Source organism: Nocardia sp. NBC_01377, assembly GCF_045040005.1.
GTDB lineage: Bacteria > Actinomycetota > Actinomycetes > Mycobacteriales > Mycobacteriaceae > Nocardia > Nocardia noduli.
The window spans coordinates 1,721,029-1,742,059 of record NZ_CP109566.1 but is presented as its reverse complement, the minus strand read 5'-3'; the positions used below and the strand labels follow the sequence as shown (position 1 = coordinate 1,742,059).

At 64.0% G+C, this 21,031-nt stretch carries 22 protein-coding genes and 2 pseudogenes; 5 read left to right on the top strand and 19 right to left on the bottom strand.

Annotation, left to right across the window (positions count from 1 at the left end; translation table 11 throughout):
- Positions 1-28: 28 nt before the first annotated feature.
- Positions 29-2,128, bottom strand: a complete 2,100-nt coding sequence (locus tag OG225_RS07720) for an ISAzo13 family transposase (RefSeq protein ID WP_405181036.1) — start codon at positions 2,126-2,128, stop codon at positions 29-31.
- A gap of 53 nt (positions 2,129-2,181) precedes the next feature.
- Between OG225_RS07720 and OG225_RS07715 the strand changes: the two are divergent.
- Positions 2,182-2,689: pseudogene (locus tag OG225_RS07715) on the top strand (transposase); the annotation flags it as partial.
- Between the two features lie 147 nt (positions 2,690-2,836).
- On the opposite strand, the gene OG225_RS07710 reads toward OG225_RS07715, so the two are convergent.
- The 12 genes from OG225_RS07710 to leuA all read right to left on the bottom strand — a co-directional run bounded on the left by OG225_RS07710 (position 2,837) and on the right by leuA (position 14,376).
- Positions 2,837-3,163 carry a hypothetical protein gene (locus OG225_RS07710; RefSeq protein ID WP_405181035.1) on the bottom strand — a complete coding sequence of 109 codons (327 nt, stop codon included), beginning with the start codon at positions 3,161-3,163 and terminating at the stop codon, positions 2,837-2,839.
- A gap of 2 nt (positions 3,164-3,165) precedes the next feature.
- Complete coding sequence (locus tag OG225_RS07705; protein ID WP_405181034.1) at positions 3,166-4,011, bottom strand: transposase family protein; 846 nt, start codon at positions 4,009-4,011, stop codon at positions 3,166-3,168.
- A gap of 841 nt (positions 4,012-4,852) precedes the next feature.
- Positions 4,853-5,530: a transposase gene (locus OG225_RS07700; RefSeq protein ID WP_405181033.1), complete on the bottom strand. Its 678-nt coding sequence runs from the start codon at positions 5,528-5,530 to the stop codon at positions 4,853-4,855.
- Positions 5,531-5,623: 93 nt separating this feature from the next.
- Positions 5,624-6,463 (bottom strand): PAS domain-containing protein, encoded by an 840-nt coding sequence (locus OG225_RS07695; RefSeq protein WP_405181032.1) that lies wholly within the window; start codon positions 6,461-6,463, stop codon positions 5,624-5,626.
- 42 nt (positions 6,464-6,505) lie between these two features.
- Positions 6,506-7,246 carry an SDR family NAD(P)-dependent oxidoreductase gene (locus OG225_RS07690; RefSeq protein WP_405181031.1) on the bottom strand — a complete coding sequence of 247 codons (741 nt, stop codon included), beginning with the start codon at positions 7,244-7,246 and terminating at the stop codon, positions 6,506-6,508.
- A complete protein-coding gene (locus OG225_RS07685; protein WP_405181030.1) occupies positions 7,243-7,494 on the bottom strand; it encodes a phosphopantetheine-binding protein in 252 nt (83 codons plus the stop codon). The genes OG225_RS07690 and OG225_RS07685 overlap by 4 nt, the downstream gene beginning before the upstream one ends.
- Before the next feature lie 9 nt (positions 7,495-7,503).
- Positions 7,504-8,652 carry a cytochrome P450 gene (locus OG225_RS07680; RefSeq protein WP_405181029.1) on the bottom strand — a complete coding sequence of 383 codons (1,149 nt, stop codon included), beginning with the start codon at positions 8,650-8,652 and terminating at the stop codon, positions 7,504-7,506.
- Positions 8,640-9,065: a hypothetical protein gene (locus tag OG225_RS07675; RefSeq protein WP_405181028.1), complete on the bottom strand. Its 426-nt coding sequence runs from the start codon at positions 9,063-9,065 to the stop codon at positions 8,640-8,642. Before OG225_RS07675 ends, OG225_RS07680 begins: the two co-directional genes overlap by 13 nt.
- 23 nt (positions 9,066-9,088) lie before the next feature.
- Entirely contained in the window at positions 9,089-10,624 is a 1,536-nt protein-coding gene (locus OG225_RS07670; protein WP_405181027.1) for an AMP-binding protein, read from the bottom strand.
- 6 nt (positions 10,625-10,630) lie between these two features.
- The gene (locus tag OG225_RS07665; protein WP_405181026.1) at positions 10,631-11,023 is read right to left on the bottom strand and encodes a cupin domain-containing protein; all 393 of its coding nucleotides are present in this window, start codon (positions 11,021-11,023) and stop codon (positions 10,631-10,633) included.
- An 86-nt stretch (positions 11,024-11,109) separates the two neighbouring features.
- Positions 11,110-12,315: an MFS transporter gene (locus OG225_RS07660; protein ID WP_405181025.1), complete on the bottom strand. Its 1,206-nt coding sequence runs from the start codon at positions 12,313-12,315 to the stop codon at positions 11,110-11,112.
- A 366-nt stretch (positions 12,316-12,681) separates the two neighbouring features.
- On the bottom strand, positions 12,682-14,376 hold the full coding sequence (leuA, locus tag OG225_RS07655) for a 2-isopropylmalate synthase (RefSeq protein WP_405183214.1): 1,695 nt from the start codon (positions 14,374-14,376) through the stop codon (positions 12,682-12,684).
- A gap of 345 nt (positions 14,377-14,721) precedes the next feature.
- Here leuA and OG225_RS07650 point away from each other — a divergent pair, with 345 nt between their 5' ends.
- Together OG225_RS07650 and OG225_RS07645 are read left to right on the top strand one after the other, a co-directional pair.
- On the top strand, positions 14,722-15,426 hold the full coding sequence (locus tag OG225_RS07650) for a FadR/GntR family transcriptional regulator (RefSeq protein ID WP_405181024.1): 705 nt from the start codon (positions 14,722-14,724) through the stop codon (positions 15,424-15,426).
- A 486-nt stretch (positions 15,427-15,912) separates the two neighbouring features.
- A pseudogene (locus OG225_RS07645) lies at positions 15,913-16,728 on the top strand (Tn3 family transposase); the annotation flags it as partial.
- Between the two features lie 208 nt (positions 16,729-16,936).
- Here OG225_RS07645 and OG225_RS07640 read toward each other — a convergent pair.
- Together OG225_RS07640 and OG225_RS07635 are read right to left on the bottom strand one after the other, a co-directional pair.
- Positions 16,937-17,578, bottom strand: a complete 642-nt coding sequence (locus tag OG225_RS07640; RefSeq protein ID WP_405181023.1) for a TetR family transcriptional regulator — start codon at positions 17,576-17,578, stop codon at positions 16,937-16,939.
- 93 nt (positions 17,579-17,671) lie between these two features.
- Positions 17,672-18,007 (bottom strand): hypothetical protein, encoded by a 336-nt coding sequence (locus tag OG225_RS07635; protein WP_405181022.1) that lies wholly within the window; start codon positions 18,005-18,007, stop codon positions 17,672-17,674.
- Between the two features lie 263 nt (positions 18,008-18,270).
- Here OG225_RS07635 and OG225_RS07630 point away from each other — a divergent pair, with 263 nt between their 5' ends.
- Together OG225_RS07630 and OG225_RS07625 are read left to right on the top strand one after the other, a co-directional pair.
- Entirely contained in the window at positions 18,271-18,693 is a 423-nt protein-coding gene (locus tag OG225_RS07630; RefSeq protein ID WP_405183213.1) for a transposase, read from the top strand.
- Positions 18,694-18,733: 40 nt separating this feature from the next.
- Positions 18,734-18,934, top strand: coding sequence for a hypothetical protein (locus OG225_RS07625; RefSeq protein WP_405181021.1), 201 nt, complete (start codon positions 18,734-18,736; stop codon positions 18,932-18,934).
- A gap of 19 nt (positions 18,935-18,953) precedes the next feature.
- On the opposite strand, the gene OG225_RS07620 is transcribed toward OG225_RS07625, so the two are convergent.
- The 4 genes from OG225_RS07620 to OG225_RS07605 form a co-directional block, all read right to left on the bottom strand.
- Positions 18,954-19,397, bottom strand: a complete 444-nt coding sequence (locus tag OG225_RS07620) for a hypothetical protein (protein ID WP_405181020.1) — start codon at positions 19,395-19,397, stop codon at positions 18,954-18,956.
- A gap of 107 nt (positions 19,398-19,504) precedes the next feature.
- On the bottom strand, positions 19,505-20,401 hold the full coding sequence (locus OG225_RS07615) for a hypothetical protein (RefSeq protein ID WP_405181019.1): 897 nt from the start codon (positions 20,399-20,401) through the stop codon (positions 19,505-19,507).
- Positions 20,398-20,712 carry a hypothetical protein gene (locus OG225_RS07610; RefSeq protein WP_405181018.1) on the bottom strand — a complete coding sequence of 105 codons (315 nt, stop codon included), beginning with the start codon at positions 20,710-20,712 and terminating at the stop codon, positions 20,398-20,400. The genes OG225_RS07615 and OG225_RS07610 overlap by 4 nt, the downstream gene beginning before the upstream one ends.
- A complete protein-coding gene (locus tag OG225_RS07605; protein WP_405181017.1) occupies positions 20,709-20,936 on the bottom strand; it encodes a hypothetical protein in 228 nt (75 codons plus the stop codon). Before OG225_RS07605 ends, OG225_RS07610 begins: the two co-directional genes overlap by 4 nt.
- Between the last annotated feature and the right edge of the window lie 95 nt (positions 20,937-21,031).

The window sequence follows — 21,031 nt, the reverse complement described above, 5'->3', positions numbered from 1 at the left end:
ATACAACTTTCATAGGGACCGTAAGAAATCAACGTGGCGAGTCGGTGGCGATGGTCTCCGAGGGTGGTATGGCGGCGAGAAGGTCTGTCACGCTGCGGTATCGGGTGGCAGCGGGGGTGATGGTGATCCCGTCGTGTTCCAGGAGGGGCCGGACTTGAAGCAGCGCGGTGCCGATGGTGCGTGGGCTGACGCCGAACAGTTCGGCCAGTACCTCGCGGTTGCATAGCCGGCGTTTATGCAGCACGGTCGCGAGAACCCGGTCGGCGTCGGTGATCTTCTGTAGGAACACCCCGCCGCGGGCGGCGGGCATGCGCTCGCCGCCACGTCGGGTGTGGCGATGCCGTTCGACCAGTGCGGCCTGTCTCGGCGCGAGTCGCTCGACGAGGTCATGGAGTTGTCGTCGGCTGAGCCCGGTCAACGTCGGTGAGGACAACCTCTCGGGCAGTTGCGCGTGTGGTTGCGCCCGTGGAACAGGGGTGTGGTGGAGAAAGTCTCGGAAAGCCGTTGACGTTGTGAAGCGCAGCTGGGTCGAGGTCGCGACGCGGTATCGGTGTTCGTCGAGCAGGGTTCGGGTTTCGGCGATCACCTCGCCGATGGTGTTGGCGTTGACCTCCAACAGTTCCGACAGGACCCGTTGTGAGCAGACCTGCCGCAGGTAGACGATCGTGATCAGGACGCATGTGGCGTCGGTGAGCAGGCGTTTGCCGCCCGCTCCGGGGGCTCGGCGGCGTCGGCCGCCGCGTTGTTCCCAGCAGCGTTGCGCCGCGCGAGCGGCTTGAGCCGGAGCCAAACCTGCGGCGAGATCCGCCAGTTCGTCGCGGGTCATTCCGGTCAACCGCGGGTCGGTGAGCAGTTCCAGGAACTCGGCCCGATGGTGGGCACGGCGTTCGGCGGTGACCGGGATCTCGGCCAATGCCGGGTGGACGGTGTAGTTCCAGGCGCCGTGCCAGTCGTGTGGGAGCACGGGCAACGCCTGGAACCGCTCTGTGTTGATCGCGATCCCGAGTGGGTAGTCGCGGGTGTCGAGTTCGGCGTGGACACGCAACCCGGTGCGGGTGCGTGTCGAGGCGATGGTGTTGACGACCACCTCGTGACTGGTCAGCGGGCGTCCGCGCCAGTTCATGGTGATCTGGGAGAACAGGCGGTGCTCGATCTTGTTCCATTTGCTGGTGCCGGGCGGGAAGTGGCAGACCGTGATCGCCAGACCGGTTTCGGCGGCCAACGCCGCCAGTTCGGCCTTCCACAGCCGGTAGCGGTGACTGTTGGATCCGCCGGCGTCCGCGGTGATCAACAGCTTGCTCGCCCGCGGGTAGTCGAGGCATCCTCGCCCCTGCCACCAGCGGCGGATCGAGGCCACGGCGAACGCGGAGGTGTCGTGGTCCACGCCGACGTTGACCCATCCGGCGTCGGTGACCAGATCATAGATGCCGTAGGGGATCGCCTGCTCGACATTCGGGCCGGTGAAGAAGCTGTGGTCTTCCACCTCGACTGGTTCTCCCCGTGGTCGCCACTCCCGCCCGGCGTTGGGCAGTCGGCCGAGTTGTTCCTTCTTCTTCGAATCGACGCTGATGACCGGCTCACCGGCAGCCTGATGCGTCTTGACCTGCTCGTTGATATAGCGGAACTGGCCGTCTCGATCAGGGTGCTGCTTTCCCTCCAGCGTCTTGGCGTTGGCTTGAAGACTGAACCCATTGTCCCGCAACAGTTTCCTCACTGTCGGCGCGGACACCGGATGCCCCTGGCGGGTCAACTCCTCGGCCAGGTGCCGCAACGACTTCGTCGTCCACCGCAACGGCGACTCCGGATCACCACGCTCATCGGGCTCGACCAGCCTCAACAACGCCACCACGAGTTGCGGATCGACCTGCCCAGCAGGCTTGCGGCCCCCGCCCGGACGTCGCACCCGCCACCGCGGCAGCGGCGGATCGCCGGACTCCAACTCGAAAACACCCTTGCGGACCGTGGTTTCGCTGACACCGGCGACGCGGGCCACCGTTCGTACTCCACCGTGGCCGAGCAACCGCGCCTCCGTCGCCAACGCCAGACGCCGTTGGCGTTCGTTCAAATGCGGCAACAACACCTCGAACCGCCACCCAAGCCGTTCCTCGGTCCCCGTCAACACCGCCATAACACATCGAAACACCATGCAGCACAGAACAACACGTTATTACCTTACGGTCCCACAAGAGTGCGAATGTCCTTGCCGCAATACCGAAATCGGCGCATCCCGCTGCGATCTCGGCGATGAAAGAAATATACAACGCCGAGGATATCGACAAAGCGCAAATCGCGGTGAAAGCCTTCGAAATCGACTACGGCGCAAAATACCCGAAAGCCGTCAAGAAGATCACCGACGATCTCGACGTGCTGCTCGAGTTCTTCAAATATCCGGTCGAGCAGTGGATCCACCTGCGGACCACGAACCCGATCGAATCCACCTTCGCCACCGTGCGGTTACGCACGAAGGTCACCAAGGGGGCCAGGCTCTCGTGCAGCCGGAATCGCCATGGCCTACAAGCTGATCGAGGCCGCCCAAGGCCGCTGGCGCAAGGTCAACGCACCCGAACTGGTCGCACTCGTCCGCAACGGTGCCCTGTTCCACAAAGGCAAACTCCTCGAACGCCCCCGCAACATCACCCCGACATCACCAGCCGACCCGGCCGACACCACCCGAACGGAGATCGCCTGAAACTTGCCAATCCACAGGATTTGACAATATCTCACATCCAAGCTCCCGGGATGTCTGACACGCACGGATCCGCACCAGCAACACATCCAGCTCGGCCACCACCCGCCACGTCAACCAGCACCAACCTGACCCAGCGGCCTCGTAGCATTAAATACCCGTCCGCCCCCGCTCTGTCTTGTACTGCGGGTATAGCTCGGACAACGCGGTATCAAAGGCCAACGTTCTCTCCAGCGAATCCAGGAAATTGAGCTTGTTCCGTCGGATATACCATTCTACAAGCGACGCTGCATCCGCGAAATCTTTGTTGACGATACACAGCGCCACGACAGCACGAAGGCGACGGGCAGAAATATTTTCGGGCGCCTGCGGACTTGGTGCACGCGCAAGTGTGGTGAGCTTATTTTGAGAATCGCGTTCCGATAGCCACAGTAATGCATGGTCATCAATGAGCCTTTCCGAGTAGCGGCGTGTCACGGTCAGACGCTGCGGCCGTGTTGAAGATGCAGCAACACCAGCGCGGCTGCGGCGATGGCACCGATCCGGCACGGGCACAAGCTGACTCGACGCAATGCCTTGAACCATTTGAGCAGTGCGTTACCGCGCTCACCGACCGCGCGAACCTGGTTGTGGGCCTTGTTCGCCGTTTTCTGTTCGTCGGTCAGCTGCCCGCCCTTGGGCTTCTTGACCGCGACCGTGATCGTTGTGGCCTCGCCCAAGTATCCGAGATCGCCCAGCACGGGCAGGTTTTCACCGGTCCAGTCCGTGAGCGCGGGCAGCATCTCGGGGTGGGCGCGCAGCGCGGTGACATCGTGCTCACGTCCCGGACGAACCTCGGAGGTCCACATCGGCCACCCGTCCGGGGCGGTAACGACCTGGATGTTCCCGCCGTGGCGGCCGTGTTTTCCCGACCACCAGAGGTCGACTTTGACCCGGCGTGGCACCGAGGTGGCTTTGGCGGTGGCGGGGCCGGCTTGGCCGACCCGGTCGGTGTGGATGAGCGTACCGTCCACGCTGATGTGCTGGTGCCCAGCGACTTTCGCGGCCAGCAGCACGTTGTGCAAGGCCGGGGCCCGGGCGGCGAGAGTATCGATCACCTCGTGGAGGCTGTCGTAGGCGGTGGTGCGGCCGATCGCGTTGTCCAGGGCGAGCTGCTCGACACGGGTGCCGTCGGTGAACCACCGCAACCCCAGCACTGCCTGTTCGAGGCAGGTCAACGCCCTCCAGCGGGTCCCCAAGGCCTGGCGGCGCGCGGCCAGCAAGCCCGCGACGTGGGCGACGGTGGACTCGGGCAACGGCAGGATGGCGATGTATGCGACACTCATGACGCGCGGAACCTCTGTGAAGTTGATCTTTAGTCGGACCTCCTTCATACGCCAGAGGTTCCGCGTTTCGCGTTCCACCCCAACATCTTTCAGCACCGCCGCAGCAACCGATCCGTCAGACCACTACTCGGAAACGTTCAATGAACCACCGGACTGCGGACTCGACGTGATCGACTTCGGTTATAACGTGAGTCAATCCTGTATATGGCGGAACTTGGAAGTCACCGAAACCACAGATATCGATAAAACTACGCCGGAGCGAGTCGGCGCTTTCGTATTTGAGCCGTGACTCCTCTGGCAATTCACTGAGTATCTCGTTCACTGCTTTGCATTGAATCGCTACATGCCCAGCGATCGCGATACCCCCATATCGGTCTTGACTGAATCCAGCCGCAACCCCCGACATCACGCTGGGCGCGGTGTTTGATGCGTTGATCAACCAGTACCCCCAGGTAGGGTCCAACGGCTCCGCGACGACAAACTCACAGGTCTTGATCATTTCTCGCCCACCCCCGTGCACGGGCTCTATGTCCGGAGGCCTTGCTTCACGTATCGGCCCCACGGCCGAATCCTCCGCTCCGCTCCCCAACTTCGTCGTGTGGACCAGGTTCCACGGCAGTCGTCAGCCCGTGCCTGGTGCCAGACTGCACGGGTGGACAACACAACAGCGGACTGGCAATGCGCCGGGTGCGGCCAACGCACTCGTGTGTACGGCACCGTGACCGATAGACCCTGTACCTGGTGCGAGGCGTACGCGGTCCTTGCCGCCCTACCGAAAGCAACGCACGCCCAGGTGGAGCGACTGGTGAACGAGGGCAAGAACATATTGGCGCTCAAAACGTTACGGGATTCGATCGAGCCGCAGCCATCGCTGCATGTGGCCCTCGACGTGGTACAGATCCTTAGCGGCGACCAGATTGGCGATCACGGTCCGCAACTGCTCAGCGGTGACCGTGACCGCGTCATCGCCCGGCGCCAGTCGCGCCGCGTCCAATGGCGCGGTCCAGGAACTGTGGCCGGTCTCGAGCGCGCAAACTACCGAGTACGGCCACCCCGCCACCAACAGATGCGAATTACGGGCACGGCCATAGGTGTGACACCACATCCGCTGCGGACACGTGTGCGCTTCCGGGCGCAACCAACTGGTGATGTCGACTGCCAGCACCAACCTGCCACCGGCTGCGCGCGGCAACGGCACCACAGCCAACGCCCGACGCAAGCGGTCGACCTCGACCCGGCCCCGATCCAGCGCCGCATACACACTGCCGTGTCCGCGGCGATGCTCGCCGACCAGCGACAACTCCGGCAACGACCGCACCGGCCCATCGGCACACAACACCGCATCAGCCAGCTCGAACAACGCATCCGATCGCGAAGTCAGGCACCGATAGAACTCCTCCCGGAATCCCGACAGGTCCCCGAGCACACCGGACGCACCAGTGTCGTGCACAATATTCAAAGAAGCCCTTGGGTCGAAGTTCGTTCTGTCGCAAGAGGAATCATCACCCAAGGGCTTCATCCAAGATCAACCTGGGTCCAACAGTCCGACCCCTGAAGGTTGAAACTCAAGCTAGGTGAACAGGCGCGTCCACGTGTCTGGATCGGATCCGGGTCAGAACTCGAGATCGAGGGCTGTCACTCGGTCGCGGCGGCGGGTGGGTTGGGAATCGGAGAAGACGAAGCATCGGGTGTTCTGGAGTGTGTCGTTCTCCACGTGCGCGGTGGAGAAGATCACGACCGGGACGCGGGCGTTGTCGCGGCTGCGATCGAGGAAGTCCGCGCGGAAGTCGATGATCGGCGCGTCCTCGCCCCACCGGCCCAGGAAGTCCTCCACCACCGGTTGGTCCGCATAGATCCGGCGGATGTGATGGCCGATGTAGGAGGTGGGATCGGCGCTCGCGCCAACGAGGGCTATGTCCTTCCAGTTGGCGTGGACGACGGTGCCGTCCACGGCGATGAGGTGGATGGCGACAGGGCAGGTGTCGTAGTAGCCCTGGATCAACGGCACCGCGTCTGCGTCGACCGGGATGTAGGTGTGGGCGTCGCGGTCGACCCGGTTGATCCACGCCTGGGCGGTGTCAGCGCCATCGTTGGGCCGCGGGGCGGGAGTGGGATGGGAGGTTACTGGCCGCAACGCCCAGAACGCATATTCGGTGTCGGCTACCCGGCCGAAACCGATATTGGCGTAGCCGGTGGGGAAATTCGGGTCGTCGAAGGCAACGGCGATGTTCTCGACCGGCTGCGCGGCCTGTCGGTAAACGTCGTAGTCGGTGATACCCAACGCTGCGGGCAGGTGGGCGCCTGCGGCGGCCCCCGTGCCGAGCAGTTCGGTGGCGGCCTTGTTCGCCAGGACGACCGCACCGTCCGAGGTGGTGACGAGCATCCCGGGCGAAGCCCTGTTGAACAGATCGATCAATTGTGAGGCAGAGGGATTGGCGAGTGTCGCGGTCATGAGTTTTCCTATCCGAGGTGGGTGGAGATCCGGGAAGTATGGTCAGAGTGTTTTGCGGCTGTAGTTGAAGATCTGGCCGGTCGGTCCGTTGGAGGGGAATTCGGCGATGGTCACGATCCATTCCGCGACGGTGCGGGAACTCTTGAGCCAATCGGTGCCGAATCCCTGGTTGATCACCTGTAGGACGTCGTCGGTGATTCCGTCGTCCAATCCGGCCATGGTCATGGGTGTGGCGACCGGACCGGGTCGGACTTCGTTGCTGACGACGCCGTCCTCGGCGAATTCCACCGAGCACGCCCGCATCAACGTGGTCATGGCGGCTTTGCTAGCGGCATAGGCGAAGCGCTCGGGCTTGTAGCCGTTGGCCAGGCTGGCGCCCACGAATACCAGGGAGCCGCCCCGCGACCGTTTGAGCCATTGCCCTGTGCCTTGCACAACGCTCAATGCGGTCGCCACGTTGGCTGTGAAAGCGTGTACAGCGGTGTCCCAGGGAAGCGCGGTCAACTCCGCGGGATCGGGTGAGTGGCCTGCGTTCAGTATCACCGCTCGCAGGGATCGGGTGGTCAGCTCCGGCACCGCTTCCACGGCCCGGTGCACGCTGTCGGGGTCACGCAGATCGGCAATGGAATCGACGTAGCCGGATCGATCGCTCAGGGCGGGATTTCCTCGCCTGGACAATCCGAGGACGGAGTAGCCGCGTTCGAGCAGTATCTCCGCGACGGCTGCACCGATACCCGAGGATGTTCCGGATACGACCGCGACCGGGGCCGAGTCCTCGGTCATAGGGTCAGTTCGGTGCGGGACCGGAAGACGGCGGCGTCGATCGCCCGCAGCGTGCGCATCTTCTCGATGGTGATCACGCCTGGTTCCAGCCGGGAGCCGTGGAGTCGTTCGATCTCCATCACCATGCTCACGAATTGCAGGCTGGTCACCAACCCGGATTCGATCAGATCGATATCGTCGTCGATGATGACCGGTACCTCGTGCAGTCCGGCGAGCCAGGAACGCAGTCGCTCGATTTCGGTGGTCATGTCGATTCCTTACTTGACGCGGAAATGGACGGTGAAATCCACTGGATGGGAGAAGGATTGGGATTCGATGCGCCGTTCGTCGCCGACGACCGCGATCTCGCGAAATCGTTCGGCCAGCCGGGCGGTGAGCAGACCGAATTCCGTCTTGGCCAGTACCGCGCCGGGGCAGGCGTGGGCGCCCACCGCGAAAGGTGCCGATCGTTTCGTGTCGCGGCCAATCACGAGCCGATCCGGGTAGGCGAAGACGCGGGGATCGCGATTGGCGGCGGCGATCGAGGCGAGTATCGCGGAGTGCCGGGGCACGGTGACGCCGTCGAGGGTGATGTCCTCGGCGGCGAACCTGACCACGGTCTGCACCGGCGGGTACAACCGCAGTACTTCTTCGAGGAAATGGGCTCGGACTTCGCTGTCGAGCAATTCCTCGAGGCCGAATACTGTTCGGCCGATGCAGTACACCAGCGACGTGATGTAGGCGCTCGAGGTTTCGGTGCCCGCGATGAAGAACAGGACCGCAGTCGAGCGAACCTCGCTGTCGCTCAGTGTGATCGCCTTGCGGTCGCGGGTTCGTTCGATCGTCTCCAGCAGCGAGGTCCCTGAGCCATCGCGGGCGATTCGCTGCTCTTCGATCAGGTCGAGCAATTCCGCCGCGCACCGATGGGTCTGCGGCGTTTCCACGGTCGGGTAGTCCAGCAGTTGGGCTAGGGGTCTGGTGAGGGTGTGGAAGCGCTCCTCCAGCGCCGTGTCGATGCCGAGGACCGCGCACACCAGTCCGTAGGGAATCCTGTGGGCGTAGCGGGCGTCGAACTCGTTGGTGCGCACGCCCGCCAATTCCTCTGTCAGGTCGTCGATCAGGCGCGGCATGAGTGTGCGCGCGTAGTCATCGATGCGCCCCGCCGAGAGCACCGGCGCCAGTAGAGCTCGAAATGCTCTGTGCTGGGGGCCGTCCGCGTCCAGAACGTTGGGTCCGAGAGCCCGCGATGAAGCTTTCAGCGGGTGCTCGGCGACGACTGCGGGGTGCGCGAGGATCTGGTGGACCGCGTCGTTGCCGGTCACGGCCACCACGCCCTCGTGGAGTAGGTGCACGTCGCGGCCGGCGGGCAGATGCCGGTACCAGTTCGGTTCCGTGAGCGGCGCGGTGCGGGTGGTCACCGCGGGCATCCGGCGCTCCCACCGAGACCGAGACCGAGGATGCCCGCCAGCACGCCCATCGCGGCATGCCATTCCTCTGCGGTGAGACCGAGGGGGGACGGTGTGGTGTAGCGGGCCGTCATCGTGCCGACGGCGCCAGCGGCTCCGGTCAGTTCTGAGCGGAAGAGGGGCGTGTCCTCACTGGTTCCGGCGATGCCGATCTCGCCGAGAGTGGTCGCTTCGTAAACGATTTCGATATCGGGGGTGATATTTCGGCGGATCAGCTCGAAGCAGCTCGTCAGGCGGTCGTGGTGGTCGGTGTCAGTGTGGTATCGGGCCAGCAGCGCGTTGGCCGCCTCCAGCACTCGTTCGATTCTGCGTTTGCTCTGGATGGCGTCCAGCACCATCGTGATCTGTGTTTCGGCGCGAGTCGGCTCAGCCACAGCGGTATTCCTTCCGGGAGAGATCATGCCGGGAAGCCGTATTGCTCGGTCAAACGCTTCTTGTCGATCTTGGTGTTGTCCAGCAGTGGCATATCGGTCAAGATGTGCACGCGGGCGGGAATCATGTAGGCGGGCAGATGTTCCCGGAGCCGAGCGTGCAATCCGGCTTCGGTCAGCTCTGCGGTGTGGACCTCGGCGAACAGGATCAGCTGCGGGTTTCCGGATTTGTCGTGTCGGGGCAGTACTACCGCGCGGCGCGCACCGACCGCGCGCGCGGCGGCTTCGATCTCGGCGGGTTCGATGCGGTGACCGGATACCTTGATCTGGCTGTCGCCGCGTCCGGAGAAGTGCAGCAGGCCCGCCGCGTCGATGCGGCCGCGGTCACCGGTCAGATAGACCCTGACAGGCCTGCCGTCGATGTCGAGGGTGCGAAACGCGGCTTTGGTCGACGCCGGATCCCCGAGATATCCGAGTGCGATACCCGTTCCGCTCAACGCCACTTCGCCGGTCTCCCCTGCGGGCAGGGGTCCGTCGTCGGCGACGATGTGCACGCCGGTGCCGGGAACCGGGGATCCAGCGGGAATCGGCTGTGCGCGGGCGATGTCGGCGGTGGTAATGGGGTGAGTGGTGGCGAACACGCACGATTCGACCGGTCCGTAGCCATTGATCAGCTTGAGGTTCGGGTAGGTGCTGAGCAGGCGTTCGCAGGTATGGGGATCGGGTTTGTCGCCGCCGAGCATCAGACAACGCAGTCCGGCCAGGCAGTCCACATCACCGCCCACGACCACCTCGGCCAGGGCCGGGGTGAGGAACAGGTGGGTGGCGGCGCCGTCACGTATATGGGCGCGGATATCGTTGGGTAGCAGGAGATCTCGCGCGTGGACGAGCAGCGTACCGCCGCGTAGTAGTGCGCCCCATAATTCCAGACTGAAGGCGTCCCAGGCAACGGCCGCAGCGTGGATCACCACGGGCTCCGGTCCGTATTCCAGGAAGGGTGGAGTCGCGAACAATCGGGTGGTGGCCTGGTGCGGTGACAGAACTCCCTTGGGCGCGCCGGTGCTGCCAGAGGTCCAGAACACTGCGGCACCCTGTTGGGGATGCACCACGATCCTCGGCTGCGGCTGGTCCGGACTCCGCAGCAGTTCGTCGGTTGTCACCAGCGGTACGCCCCTGGTGTCGAGTTCGGCTGCCGCGGTGGTCTCGGCAACGACGACCGCCGGGGCGACACTGTCCAGGAGGTGGGCGTGGCGGAGTGCGGGCCACCGGGGATCGAGCATGCCGTAGGCGGCGCCGGTCGACAGAATCCCCAGCAGGACCGCGGGGAGGTCGATGTCGCGGTTGGATATCACGGGCACGAGATCGCCGCTGCCTACACCGGCCCGTCGCAGCCAGGTGGCCACGCGCCGGGCGTCTGCGGCGATACGACCGTAGGTCAGCGACCGGTCACCGTCGCGCGCCGCCACGCGGTGCGGGTTGGCCTCGGCCACGCGAGCGAACGCGTCGTGTATATTGCTGGGCCGGACAGATGGTCCGTACACACTGCTGCTGCGCATGGTCATCCGTTCTCACTCGTCCCCACCGAACGGGCTCGGGTTGTAACGCATGGACGAGGGGATCACCGAACCCGGTGCGAGGTCGAGGCGAGGCGGTGCCGAGAACTCCAGCAGCACAGCACCTTCCGGGCCGACATAGGTCGCGGTGTGCTTGCGGCCGGAGGGAATGTATGCAACGTCACCTGCTTCCAGCTCGTATTCGACACCCTCGCAGGCGAATCGGACGGCACCCTCGGTGACGACGATCCACTGCTCGTTGTTGTGCCAGTGCGGCGGCAGATTCAGCTCACCGGATTGGTCGGCCTCCACCCGCAGACACGACATCTCTTGTCCGAAGGCGAATTTGCGGGCTAGAGCGATACCTTGACCGGGTAGGTCCTCATGGTTGTTCCAGTCGATCTTCACAGTCTTCTCCTTCGGTGTGTTCACCGTTGTCGGGCGCGTGAGACGAAACGGACGGCGCTACCGTCCGAGATACGGGAGAGGTGTACTCAGCGAGTCGGTGCGTCGCTGGTCGCGGGAGTCGCCTGGGCAGGCTCGGCGTGCCGCGGATTCCGCAGATTCAGCGCCAGCGCGGTCGGCACGACGAAAATGAACACCAGCACGAGCAGGGTGAGTGGCAGGCCGTGGACATCGGCCAACCACCCCAGGGCGGGCATGAACAATCCGCCGGCGGCGATCGCTACGCCCAGAGCCAATCCGCTCGCGGTGCCGGGGCGGTTGGGCAGATAGTCCTGCGCGAGGGTGACCTGGGCGGCGAACGGCAGGAACATCGCCGCGCCGAAGCACGCCGCGCACACGAACAGCACAGCGAGCGAGGGTGCCAGCGCGACCCCTGCCAGGGCGGGCAGGGCCAGGAGATATCCCCAACGGATAGCGGTCATGCGTCCGTAGCGGTCACCGATCCAGCCGCCGGCCAGCATTCCGATCACCTGGGCGGCGACGTAGACGGTGAGCACCGCCGCGCCCACGGCCTTGGACTCGTGCAGGTCGCGTTCGGCGTGCAGCGCCACCATGGAGTTGATCGCGATGAACGGGATGGACCAGCCGACGATGACCGCAGCCAGTCGGGCGAATCCGAGCCAATCGTCCACCGTGACACTGTCGCCGCGCGCCCGCACCGCCGTGAGCGGCGGCACGATCTCGTGGCCACGCCATCGCATCCACGGGTCCTTCAGCGCCCATAGCAGCGCGAAGATCACGGCGGGGATCGCGAGCAGCCAACTGGCCGATACACCGATGCCACCGATCACGACCGCCACGACCGGTGCCGCCAAGGCACTGCCGAAGGTGCCACCTACGGCGAAGACACTCATCGCCGTCTGGGACGAGCCGCCTGCCGCCCGCGCGTAACTGGTGGCCGAGGGGTGATACGCGGCCAGGCCGATACCGGAGAGCGCGAACAGTGACCAGGTGATCCAGTAGCTGTCGACCAGACCCGCCGCCGAAACTCCGAGCGCCGCGACGCAGAATCCGACCGGCACCATCCAGGTGCGCATGCTGCGGTCGGCTATGAAACCGAACAACGGCTGGAACAGGCTGGAGATACCGCTTGCCGCGAATGCCAGCCCCGACACCGCCGCGTACGAATAACCGCGCTCTGTCATCAGGAAGGGCAGCAGGGCGGGAATCGCCCCCTGGTAGAGATCATCGACCAGATGTGTGCTCGTAAGAAAACCGAGTTGCCCACGCTTCATGGACCTATCCCCCCGCACATGCTCGCACGTAGATAATCACTTGTCAGTTTCTCAGGTCATCTGAGGACTATCCTAACGAGATCATTCTGGAACGGCAATACCTTTGTCTGGCAACAGATTTCAACCACGCGGTTATGTGCTATTTGTCCGATAACACCTTTCCGACCTATTCGTCGGCATCTTCCTCTGTTTCCTTCGGCAAACCGCGACGAAGAGCCGGTCGGCTCCGCGGGGACGGAACCGACCGGCTCAGGGCACTCATGGAATTCGGAAGGCGGCTATCCGCGCAGGCAGGAGACGAACCAGAGCACGCCGACGCCATGAGATCTGTTCACGGTCGCCACTGCGGACCGCAGCGGGTACGACTCAGTCGTCGGCTCGGTTGACCGCCGCCATGACCGCATGCACCGAAGCGGTGAGGATGGAGGTGTCCCAGCCCGCGCCCCAGATCTCGCGCTCACCGATCCGGCACAGCGCGTACGCGGCGGCAGGGGCATCTGGCCCGGTCGCGATCGCGTGCTCGCTGTAAGTGAGAATATCGATGGCGATACCGGCGCGGCTCAGCGCGTCGGTGAGCGCGGCCAGCGGCCCGTTACCGGCGCCGCGAATCGGCGTCCGCGAGGCGGCGGTCACCAACTCGGCGGTGAATTCGTGCGCCGAGCCCTGGCGTCGGGTTTCCCAGCCTTCGAGCAGGTACGCACCGTCATGGGCGGGGGCGAGGTAGGTGGCGTGGAACAACTTCCACAGGTCCTCCCCCGAGAGTTCCCGTCCGGTCTCGTCGGCGACCAGCTGTACGGTGGTGTAGAAATCCGGGCGCATACGCGCTGGCAGATCCAACCCGTGGCCGGTCTGCAACAGATGCGCGATACCTCCCTTGCCGGACTGCGAATTGACCCGGATCACCTCTTCGTAGGTGCGGCCGATATCCGCCGGGTCGATCGGCAGATACGGTACCTCCCAAGGAATCTCGGAATCCGAGCGGCCCGAAGACTCGGTCTGCTGCGCACGCCGAGCGAAGCCCTTGGAGATCGCGTCCTGATGCGTGCCGGAGAACGCCGTGTGCACCAGATCCCCGACGTAGGGATGACGGATGTGCACCGGAATCCGGTTGCATTCCTCGACGACAGCGCGAACGGCGTCGATGTCGGACAGGTCGATCATCGGGTTCACGCCCTGCGTGTAGAGATTGAGCACCAGCGTGACCAGGTCCACGTTCCCGGTGCGTTCACCGTTGCCGAACAGGCAACCCTCGACGCGTTGCGCTCCGGCCAACAGCGCGAGTTCGGCGCAGGCCACACCGGTCCCCCGGTCGTTGTGCGGATGGACCGAGAGCACCACCGCGTCGCGGCGCGCCAGATGTTTGTGCATGTACTCGATCTGGTCGGCGTAGACATTCGGAGTGGCGATCTCGACGGTCGCAGGCAGGTTGAGCACCACCGGCCGGTCCACGCTCGCATCCCACAGCGCGGTGACGCCGTCGCAGATCTCGAGGACGAAGTCGGGTTCGGTGAGGTTGAAGACTTCCGGGGAAAACTGGAATCGGACCTCGGCCCCGGACAGTCGGTCGTCGGCGCGGCGACGCAGATGCTCGGACGCGTCGAAGATCATGCCGCGCAGCGCGTCACGGTCACGTCCCAGAACGACATCACGCCAGGTGGGCGCGCACGCGGTGTACATATGGATCAGTACGCGCGGCAGCCCCGCCACCGATTCGATGGTGCGGTCGATGAGTTCGGTTCGGGCCGGGGTGAACACGCTGATGGTGACGTCGTCGGGCACGGCCCCGCTCTCGGCGAGGTGACGGACGAAATCGAAATCGGTGCGGCTCGCCGAGGGATAAGCGACCTCGATCTCCTTGAAGCCTATGGCACACATCAGGTCGAACATGCGCCGTTTGCGTTCGGTGTCCATCGGTTCGGGCAGGGCCTGATTGCCATCGCGCAGGTCGACGGGCACCCACAACGGCGGAGCGGTGATCAGGCGCGTCGGCCATTCCCGCTCGGAGTCGCCGAGGGCGATACGGACCCGATCGTGGGCGGGACTGTACCGATGGTGCGGCATGCCGCTGGGACGCTGCGGATTCCACGCGGGCGCGTCGACCGGGATCGCACCAGAGGGGGTTCGAAGGCCGGGGAAGGTGGAATGTCGGGCGATGCTCACAGAATTCCTTTGTCTCGTTCGAGATCGACCGGCATGCCGGAACCCCGTTACAGGGTGCCGGTCGATCTCAAACCCCGTAACGGCAACCGAGAAGAAGGGGGAATCGGAGAACGTGGGACATCACGTGCGGTACCCTATCAGGGTGTCCGCTCATCAGACAACCTGGTCAGTGTCGGCACCTGGTAGATATCAAATCTGGTAGATATCGGACAAACAACGCCAAAGTCGAAGAGGCAACGCAGCCACATGTCGCTGAACACACTGCGGCCGAGCCCGCTGGTCGATCAAGCCACCGAGCGGCTCCGCGAGGAGATCACCACCGGCCGCTGGCCCGTCGGCACCAAACTCCCCCCCGAAAACGTACTGGCACAGACACTCGGCGTCGGACGGTCCACCGTCCGCGAGGCGATACGCGCGCTCGCGGGCGCAGGCCTCGTACGGGCCCGCCAAGGCGCCGGAGTCTTCGTCATCGCCGACACGACCGTAGAGACCTGGCCGGAACGCCTACGTCGATCCGCCATCACCGACGTCTACGAAGTACGCAACGTGCTCGAGGTCGCAGCCGCCGACCTTGCCGCGCACCGCCGCACACCGGAGGACCTCACCGCGCTACACGCAGCCCTCGAACACCGCCGCCAGGCCTCGACCGGCAGCAACGCCGAATTCATCGACGCCGACATCGCACTGCACTGCACGGTCGTCGCGGCCGCGCACAACCCCGCCTTGGCAACCCTGTTCACCGAATTCGTCCCCCTGCTGCGATCCAGCCTCATCGATCTGCTCGAACTCGCCGAACTGCGCACACACGAACCCAACCACGGCGACGATTCCCACACCGCCCTGGTCGACGCGATCGAACGCGAGGACGGCGAGTCCGCCAAATCCATTCTGCGCGGCGAACTCGAAGCGACACTCGCGCGACTGGAAGAAGTACGCGCGCAACCCTCCTGATTTAGCCCTTGACGTTCACCTCTCGTGAAAGCCGAGGCATCGTGTCGGCACGCGGCACGATGCCTCGGCGGAATCGGGGTTCCTGACCTGCGCGGAAAACAACGGATATGGCGTATTGCCTGCTTTGACAAACCGGCCTGCCTGCGGCAGGCGCGGTGCAGGGAACGGTCCGAACTTCTGAGCTATTGCGGTGGTCGGCTATCGGAGGCGGACATCCGCGCTGGCGAGGCCGAAAATCTTGCGACCGGCCGACTTCGCGACAATGACGACGACAGCTGTGCGGGTTTCGAGATCGACCGACTTGATACGCCCGGTGAACTCCACGGTTCCGGCGGAGGTGCCCTCGATGACCGTGCTTTCCACAGCCGTACCCCGTACCTGACCATCGCGCCCGGGTCACCGGGCCATTCGGGTGACGAATCCATCCCATTGGTGCCTTCCTGCGTCGAACACCGCGACCACCGTGCATCCGGTCAATGCCCCGCATTCGATTTGGCGCGGGCGATGGAGCACGATTCCCCGGCGTGGTATTCCGGTTGGGTGTGAGTATCTGGTGTCGGCGCGGGTGGTTCGGCCGGTGATGGTGATGGAGCGGGTCGCCCACGCTCGCGCCCAGGCCCAGACCGAGACCTACGATCGACTCGCGGACGCGTTCTCCGCCGAGCGGCGCGCGCAGCTCGACACGATGCTGGTCAATGACGCCTCGGTCGGGACGTCGCGGTTGCGGTGGCTGTCGACCGGGCCGGTCGAGGCGTCGGCGACGGCGGAGCGCACCGAGGTCGACAAACTCGTATTCCGACGCGATTTCGGCGCCGATGAGCTGGATATGTCGGTGAGCCCGCGGAGCGACGCCGTTTCCCTGCCACGATGGGCCGTCGGCTGACCGGCCAAGCCCTGGAACGCCGTGACCCGCAACGTCGGTATCCGATCCTCTTGACGGCCGGCTCAGTCGGCCACCGATGTGCTGGACCAGGTGATGGGATTATTCGATCGGGCGATCTCGGCGAAATTCGGTGCCGCTGAACGCCGTATGTAGCAGCAGCTGGCCGAGCGCGGCAAGACCGGCGAGGACCGCCACGCCCTGCTCGATGATCCCCTGGCCATCATCACCGACTCGGGATCGGCGACAAGGAGATCGGCGGCCTGATCCGTGGCGAGCGGGTCGGGTAGGAACGGCTGCGCGCGGCGAGCGCGCAGGCCAAACCCCGACTGACCCGCGACCACGGACATCTGGCCGCACTCGCCGCCTCGTATTCGTATCTGCGGCAGTTCACCCCGGCGGTGCTGTCGACGGTGCGCTTCATATCAACCCGACACACAGTGAGAACATCAAATTTTTCGGCGCGATCGAGATCGACATCGACGCCGAACTCGCCGCGCTGGGCGCGACCGGGTACCGGCCGCTACGGGTGCGTGACACCTTGTTCTGATCGACGTGCCGCACAGGGCGATGAACGACATGGCATGGTGGTCACGCCAGCCGTCGCTGGACGTAGGTCAGTGCCGGAAATCAGTCGTGACCGGACGGACGTATCGCGAGCGGAAGGTTCAGCGAGCTGGGCACTGCGGCTGCAACGGTACGGAACTGGGCTTCGAGGTCTGTCTTGTCGGGCTCGCCGGTGTGAGCGATCCATCGATCGAAGGCACAGCGCACTACCGAGACCAGGATGTCCAGCGCGAATATCGGGTATGGCTCGTTGAGGTTTCCGAGTTCGAAACGACTACGAAGGTGAACCAGTACCTCGCGGGGGATCTGGTCGCACAGCAGTAGAGCGTTCGCTCTGACGGCGGGCGTGGCATCAGCCACCCGCCAGCACTTGCCCATACGTTTTTCCCAGTCACCGGCTGGCATCTGTTCGATCGCGTGCAGCAGGTCTTCCTGCAAAATCTGGAGCAAAGCACCAGGTGCAGGTCTGCGTCGGGTCAGGTTGTCCAGGAAGGCGAACCACATGTCTCGCAGCGGGGCGATCGCGACCTCTTCCTTGCCGGAAAAGTAGCGGGAGAACGTACGAGTGGAAATGTCTACCTCGTCGCAGATCTCGTCGAGCGTCACCTCTTCGAATCCTCGTTCGGTGAAGAGGTCGAGCGCACTACCGATCAGCTTCTGCCTGGTGCGCAGTCGCTTGCGATCGCGCAGCGATTCGCGATTCATGTCGCCCCCACGCATTGTCCTGCCCCATGTTTGCGGTCGTGTTGATGGCGGCGGGGCGCCTGTTCCATCATTGGTTCGCCGGTGTGGAGAAGGTCAGTCGGTGAATGCGGCGCGGTGGTCGCGGACCCAGGATGCGAAGGTGTTGTCCGGTCTGGCGAGCACACGGTCGAGGTCATGGGTCAGCGTGGCGTTGCCTCCCGCGGCGATGAGGCGGGCACCGTTCACAGCGCTCTCGACGAACGCGGGGTCGATTCCGTGGGTCTCGAGGTGGTCGCGGTAGACATCGAGGGGGATGTCGAGGGTCTCGATCACGCGGTCGAGGACTCGACCCAGTTGTTTCGCCATGGCGGGCACGTTCAGCAGTTGCGGCCCTGTCAAGGTGTAGACGTGTCCGTCGTGCCCGGGTGAGGTCAACACCCGAACAGCCACCGCGGCTACATCTCTGGGATCGATAACGCCTTGAGCACCGGTTCCCGTCGGATTGGGAATCGGCTGTCCGGCTCGTATCGCATCGGCCCAGCGCAGAGGGAGCTGTCATGACAACCGTGTAAGTCGGGGCGATCCATGATCGTATTGCCCTGGATGGGCGGTTGAAGGAGTGATTTGTGAGCAAGGACATATCGTCGGTGGGGTCGGATCGGGTTGCTGTGCAGAAGCTTTCGGAGGTCTTCACAGCGGCGCAGCTGGACTCGATGGTGGCCGAGGCGATGGCGTCGGATGCCGGCCCGCAGGCCGGCATCGAGGGTCTGTTGAACGAGTTGACGAAGAAGGTGCTCGAGCGGGCCTTGGACGCGGAAATGACCGCGCATCTGGGTTACGAGGCCGGTGAACCGGCGGGACGGGGTTCCGGGAATTCCCGGAACGGGAAGAACTCGAAGACGGTACAAACCCAGTCGGGGCCGGTGACGATTTCGGTTCCGCTTCACCGCGCTCGAACAGGCACTGGAGTTCCTCGAGGCGGTCCGCGCGCTGCCCGCCGCACCGCCCATATCCGGTCGACTGCCCGCAGACCCGCTCGCCGCGTTCGCGGCGCTGGGTCACCACATCGACGAAATCGTCGCCGCGATCCCCCGATTCAACGCCCGCGAAGTGATCCGATCACCCTCACACGGTAGGCCCATTCCCCGCGAGAACGCGACGTCGATCCCTCCGACCGTGATCGCCGACGGCGCCAACCCACGATTTCAGCAGGCCAACGAGCGCATCATCGAATTCGACCATCCGCTCGGCACTGGACTGATCGGCCTGCGGCCCACCCGCCACGCAGAGTTGGTCATCGAGGTGTACGCGACCACCGGCGCGGTCTGTGTCCGACACGACCCGCCCCGGCGACGCACTCGCCCCGCCCGACCATGACCCATAGTGCCGCTGGCGTTCAGTTGGCCAGTTGCGTGGTCAGTTCGGTGAGGAATCGGACAGAGGTGCGCTTGTCACCTTCGGTGAGGTGCAGTGGGCCGTCTGCGGTATGGACGTCGGTTTCCCGGACCTCGAGAATGGCGTTCCATTCGTTGATACGTGTAGCGAACCGGACTGTGCCCCAAGGGTTTTTTTCGTCGGTTCGCCGGTCGAAGACCCACACGGCGTCGCCGAGCTCGGACGCCTTCTGATACCCGACGCGTCCCTGGGTCGGGTCCGGGTCGTTGGGCTCGCGCCGCGCCTGGTAGTGACCGGCCGCGTTCTGTCCTTGGGCGACTTCGCATATGCCGCCCCCGGAGAGTCGGGCGTCGGCGGAGACTGTCGGGATGGTTCGTATGTCGGTGAGGTGCAGTTCGGTGGTGAAGAAGTTCTTCAGCGCCTCGCACAGTTGTTCCTGTGTCATCGTCGGTCGCGCCGGTGCCGTCGTTGACGCTGGAGGAGGAGACGACGGAGTGCATCCGGTCGCCACGATCAGTGTGGCGAGGGTGGCCATGAGTGCCGGCCCGATCCTCATTGTTTCACCGTCCAATCCGACGCGTCACCATCTTGCGTCGACCCGTCGCCGATAGCCTCCCGGATTCCTTCGGCTCCCTCCCCGTAGGCTTTCTTGGCACCGGTGGGCCATTTGTTGTCGGGCAATCCCTTTGTCGTATCCACGATTTGGGCGATCTTGTTCCCCTCGATCATATTGTTCTTCGCGGCGTCGGCCATGCTCCTCACGAGACCGAGGATGAAACTGTTCAACGCTTCCGTGACTGTTGTCAGCGCCTTGAGGTTGGCAACAATGCCCGCGAATGAACTGAAATCGATTAGCGACTTGATATAGTCGACGGTTGTTTCTTCGACCTTCGTTATGAGCTCTTGCGCTTTCGTGGCGAGATCGCCGTACAGTGTCAGCTCGGAGGATGCGATCATTTCCAGACTGCTGGCGATCTTGTCGAAATCGAGCGGCAAGCTATCCAACGGGACTTGTTGCCTCGTTCGCATTTCCGCGTACGTTCCCGCCGCGGCGCCTTCCCATTCGCCGGCCAGGGCGGTTTCGTTGAAATCGGCGCCTGCCGCTATCACGTATCCTCGCATTGTGCGCCACTCGTTGGCGACTTCGATGAACTTGAGGGGCACCTCGAGATCCGGGTCGAGTTCGTCGAGTTTGTCCCAGGTTTCGCCTATCGCATTTTTGATCTTGTCACGTTCGCTCCAGATCTGATCCACGGTGTCTTCGGCAGTGAACGGCCCGAGGGGGTTCACTAGTACGTTGGTGTACGAGTTGGATCTGACGTGCATGACGAGGTATCCAGCATAGGTGTCGACCTTCTCTGGAAGGTCGCCGATTCTGTCCTTCTTCTCCCGTATGAAGGCTATCTTTTCCCGGAAACCTCTTTGGGCATCACTGTCGGGCTGTGTCATATCTCTTCCTCGAGCTTGCCCAGTTTCCCTTTGGAGTTCAGGTCTTCATATTCATACGCGTCACACGCGTACTTGAGCGCTGCGGCGATATCCTCGAACACTGCGGCGCCTTCGTTCAACCTGTCACGGAAATAGCCCGGGGCGGGCTGGTACTTCTTCACCGCATCGGCGAATGTTCCGGACTGGGACGCGGTGATCTCGAGTTTCGCTGTCGTATCCGCTGCTGCTTTGAGATGTTTTGCGCCTTCGCCCCATTCGGTAACAGCCGATCGCATCACTTGCAAACCGATTGTCAGTTTGTCGGCCATCATCGCCTCATTTCGTCGAGGAGTCGCAGTCGGTGGCGATCCAACTGCTCTTCGAGGTCAGCATCGGTATGACGTGAATAGTCCCCGCGCGGGACGAATCTCGGGCGCATCGAGCGGATCTGGTCAGCGCACCACAGGATCTCGTCGCCGATGGCGTCCAGGTGGGCCGTCGCGGCCCAATCGCTGCGTACCTCGATCGAACGTACATAGGTGCGATCAGCGGTCACTGTGACCGGATGTCCTCCGTCGACCGCGATCCGTCCGGATGCTCGGTATCGGCCGCTGTCGACCACGCCGCTGGACACACTCGCGTACTGCTCCC

Coding starts and splice junctions, on each gene's coding strand:
- OG225_RS07705 (WP_405181034.1), bottom strand. CDS start 4,011: ATGAGTGTCGCATACATCGCCATCCTGCCGTTGCCCGAGTCCACCGTC.
- OG225_RS07720 (WP_405181036.1), bottom strand. CDS start 2,128: ATGGCGGTGTTGACGGGGACCGAGGAACGGCTTGGGTGGCGGTTCGAG.
- OG225_RS07685 (WP_405181030.1), bottom strand. CDS start 7,494: ATGACCACCGAAATCGAGCGACTGCGTTCCTGGCTCGCCGGACTGCAC.
- OG225_RS07670 (WP_405181027.1), bottom strand. CDS start 10,624: ATGACCATGCGCAGCAGCAGTGTGTACGGACCATCTGTCCGGCCCAGC.
- OG225_RS07640 (WP_405181023.1), bottom strand. CDS start 17,578: ATGAATCGCGAATCGCTGCGCGATCGCAAGCGACTGCGCACCAGGCAG.
- OG225_RS07620 (WP_405181020.1), bottom strand. CDS start 19,397: ATGACACAGGAACAACTGTGCGAGGCGCTGAAGAACTTCTTCACCACC.
- OG225_RS07700 (WP_405181033.1), bottom strand. CDS start 5,530: ATGAAGCCCTTGGGTGATGATTCCTCTTGCGACAGAACGAACTTCGAC.
- OG225_RS07630 (WP_405183213.1), top strand. CDS start 18,271: ATGGTGGCCGAGGCGATGGCGTCGGATGCCGGCCCGCAGGCCGGCATC.
- OG225_RS07695 (WP_405181032.1), bottom strand. CDS start 6,463: ATGACCGCGACACTCGCCAATCCCTCTGCCTCACAATTGATCGATCTG.
- OG225_RS07650 (WP_405181024.1), top strand. CDS start 14,722: ATGTCGCTGAACACACTGCGGCCGAGCCCGCTGGTCGATCAAGCCACC.
- OG225_RS07660 (WP_405181025.1), bottom strand. CDS start 12,315: ATGAAGCGTGGGCAACTCGGTTTTCTTACGAGCACACATCTGGTCGAT.
- leuA (WP_405183214.1), bottom strand. CDS start 14,376: ATGCCGCACCATCGGTACAGTCCCGCCCACGATCGGGTCCGTATCGCC.
- OG225_RS07690 (WP_405181031.1), bottom strand. CDS start 7,246: ATGACCGAGGACTCGGCCCCGGTCGCGGTCGTATCCGGAACATCCTCG.
- OG225_RS07615 (WP_405181019.1), bottom strand. CDS start 20,401: ATGACACAGCCCGACAGTGATGCCCAAAGAGGTTTCCGGGAAAAGATA.
- OG225_RS07610 (WP_405181018.1), bottom strand. CDS start 20,712: ATGATGGCCGACAAACTGACAATCGGTTTGCAAGTGATGCGATCGGCT.
- OG225_RS07680 (WP_405181029.1), bottom strand. CDS start 8,652: ATGCCCGCGGTGACCACCCGCACCGCGCCGCTCACGGAACCGAACTGG.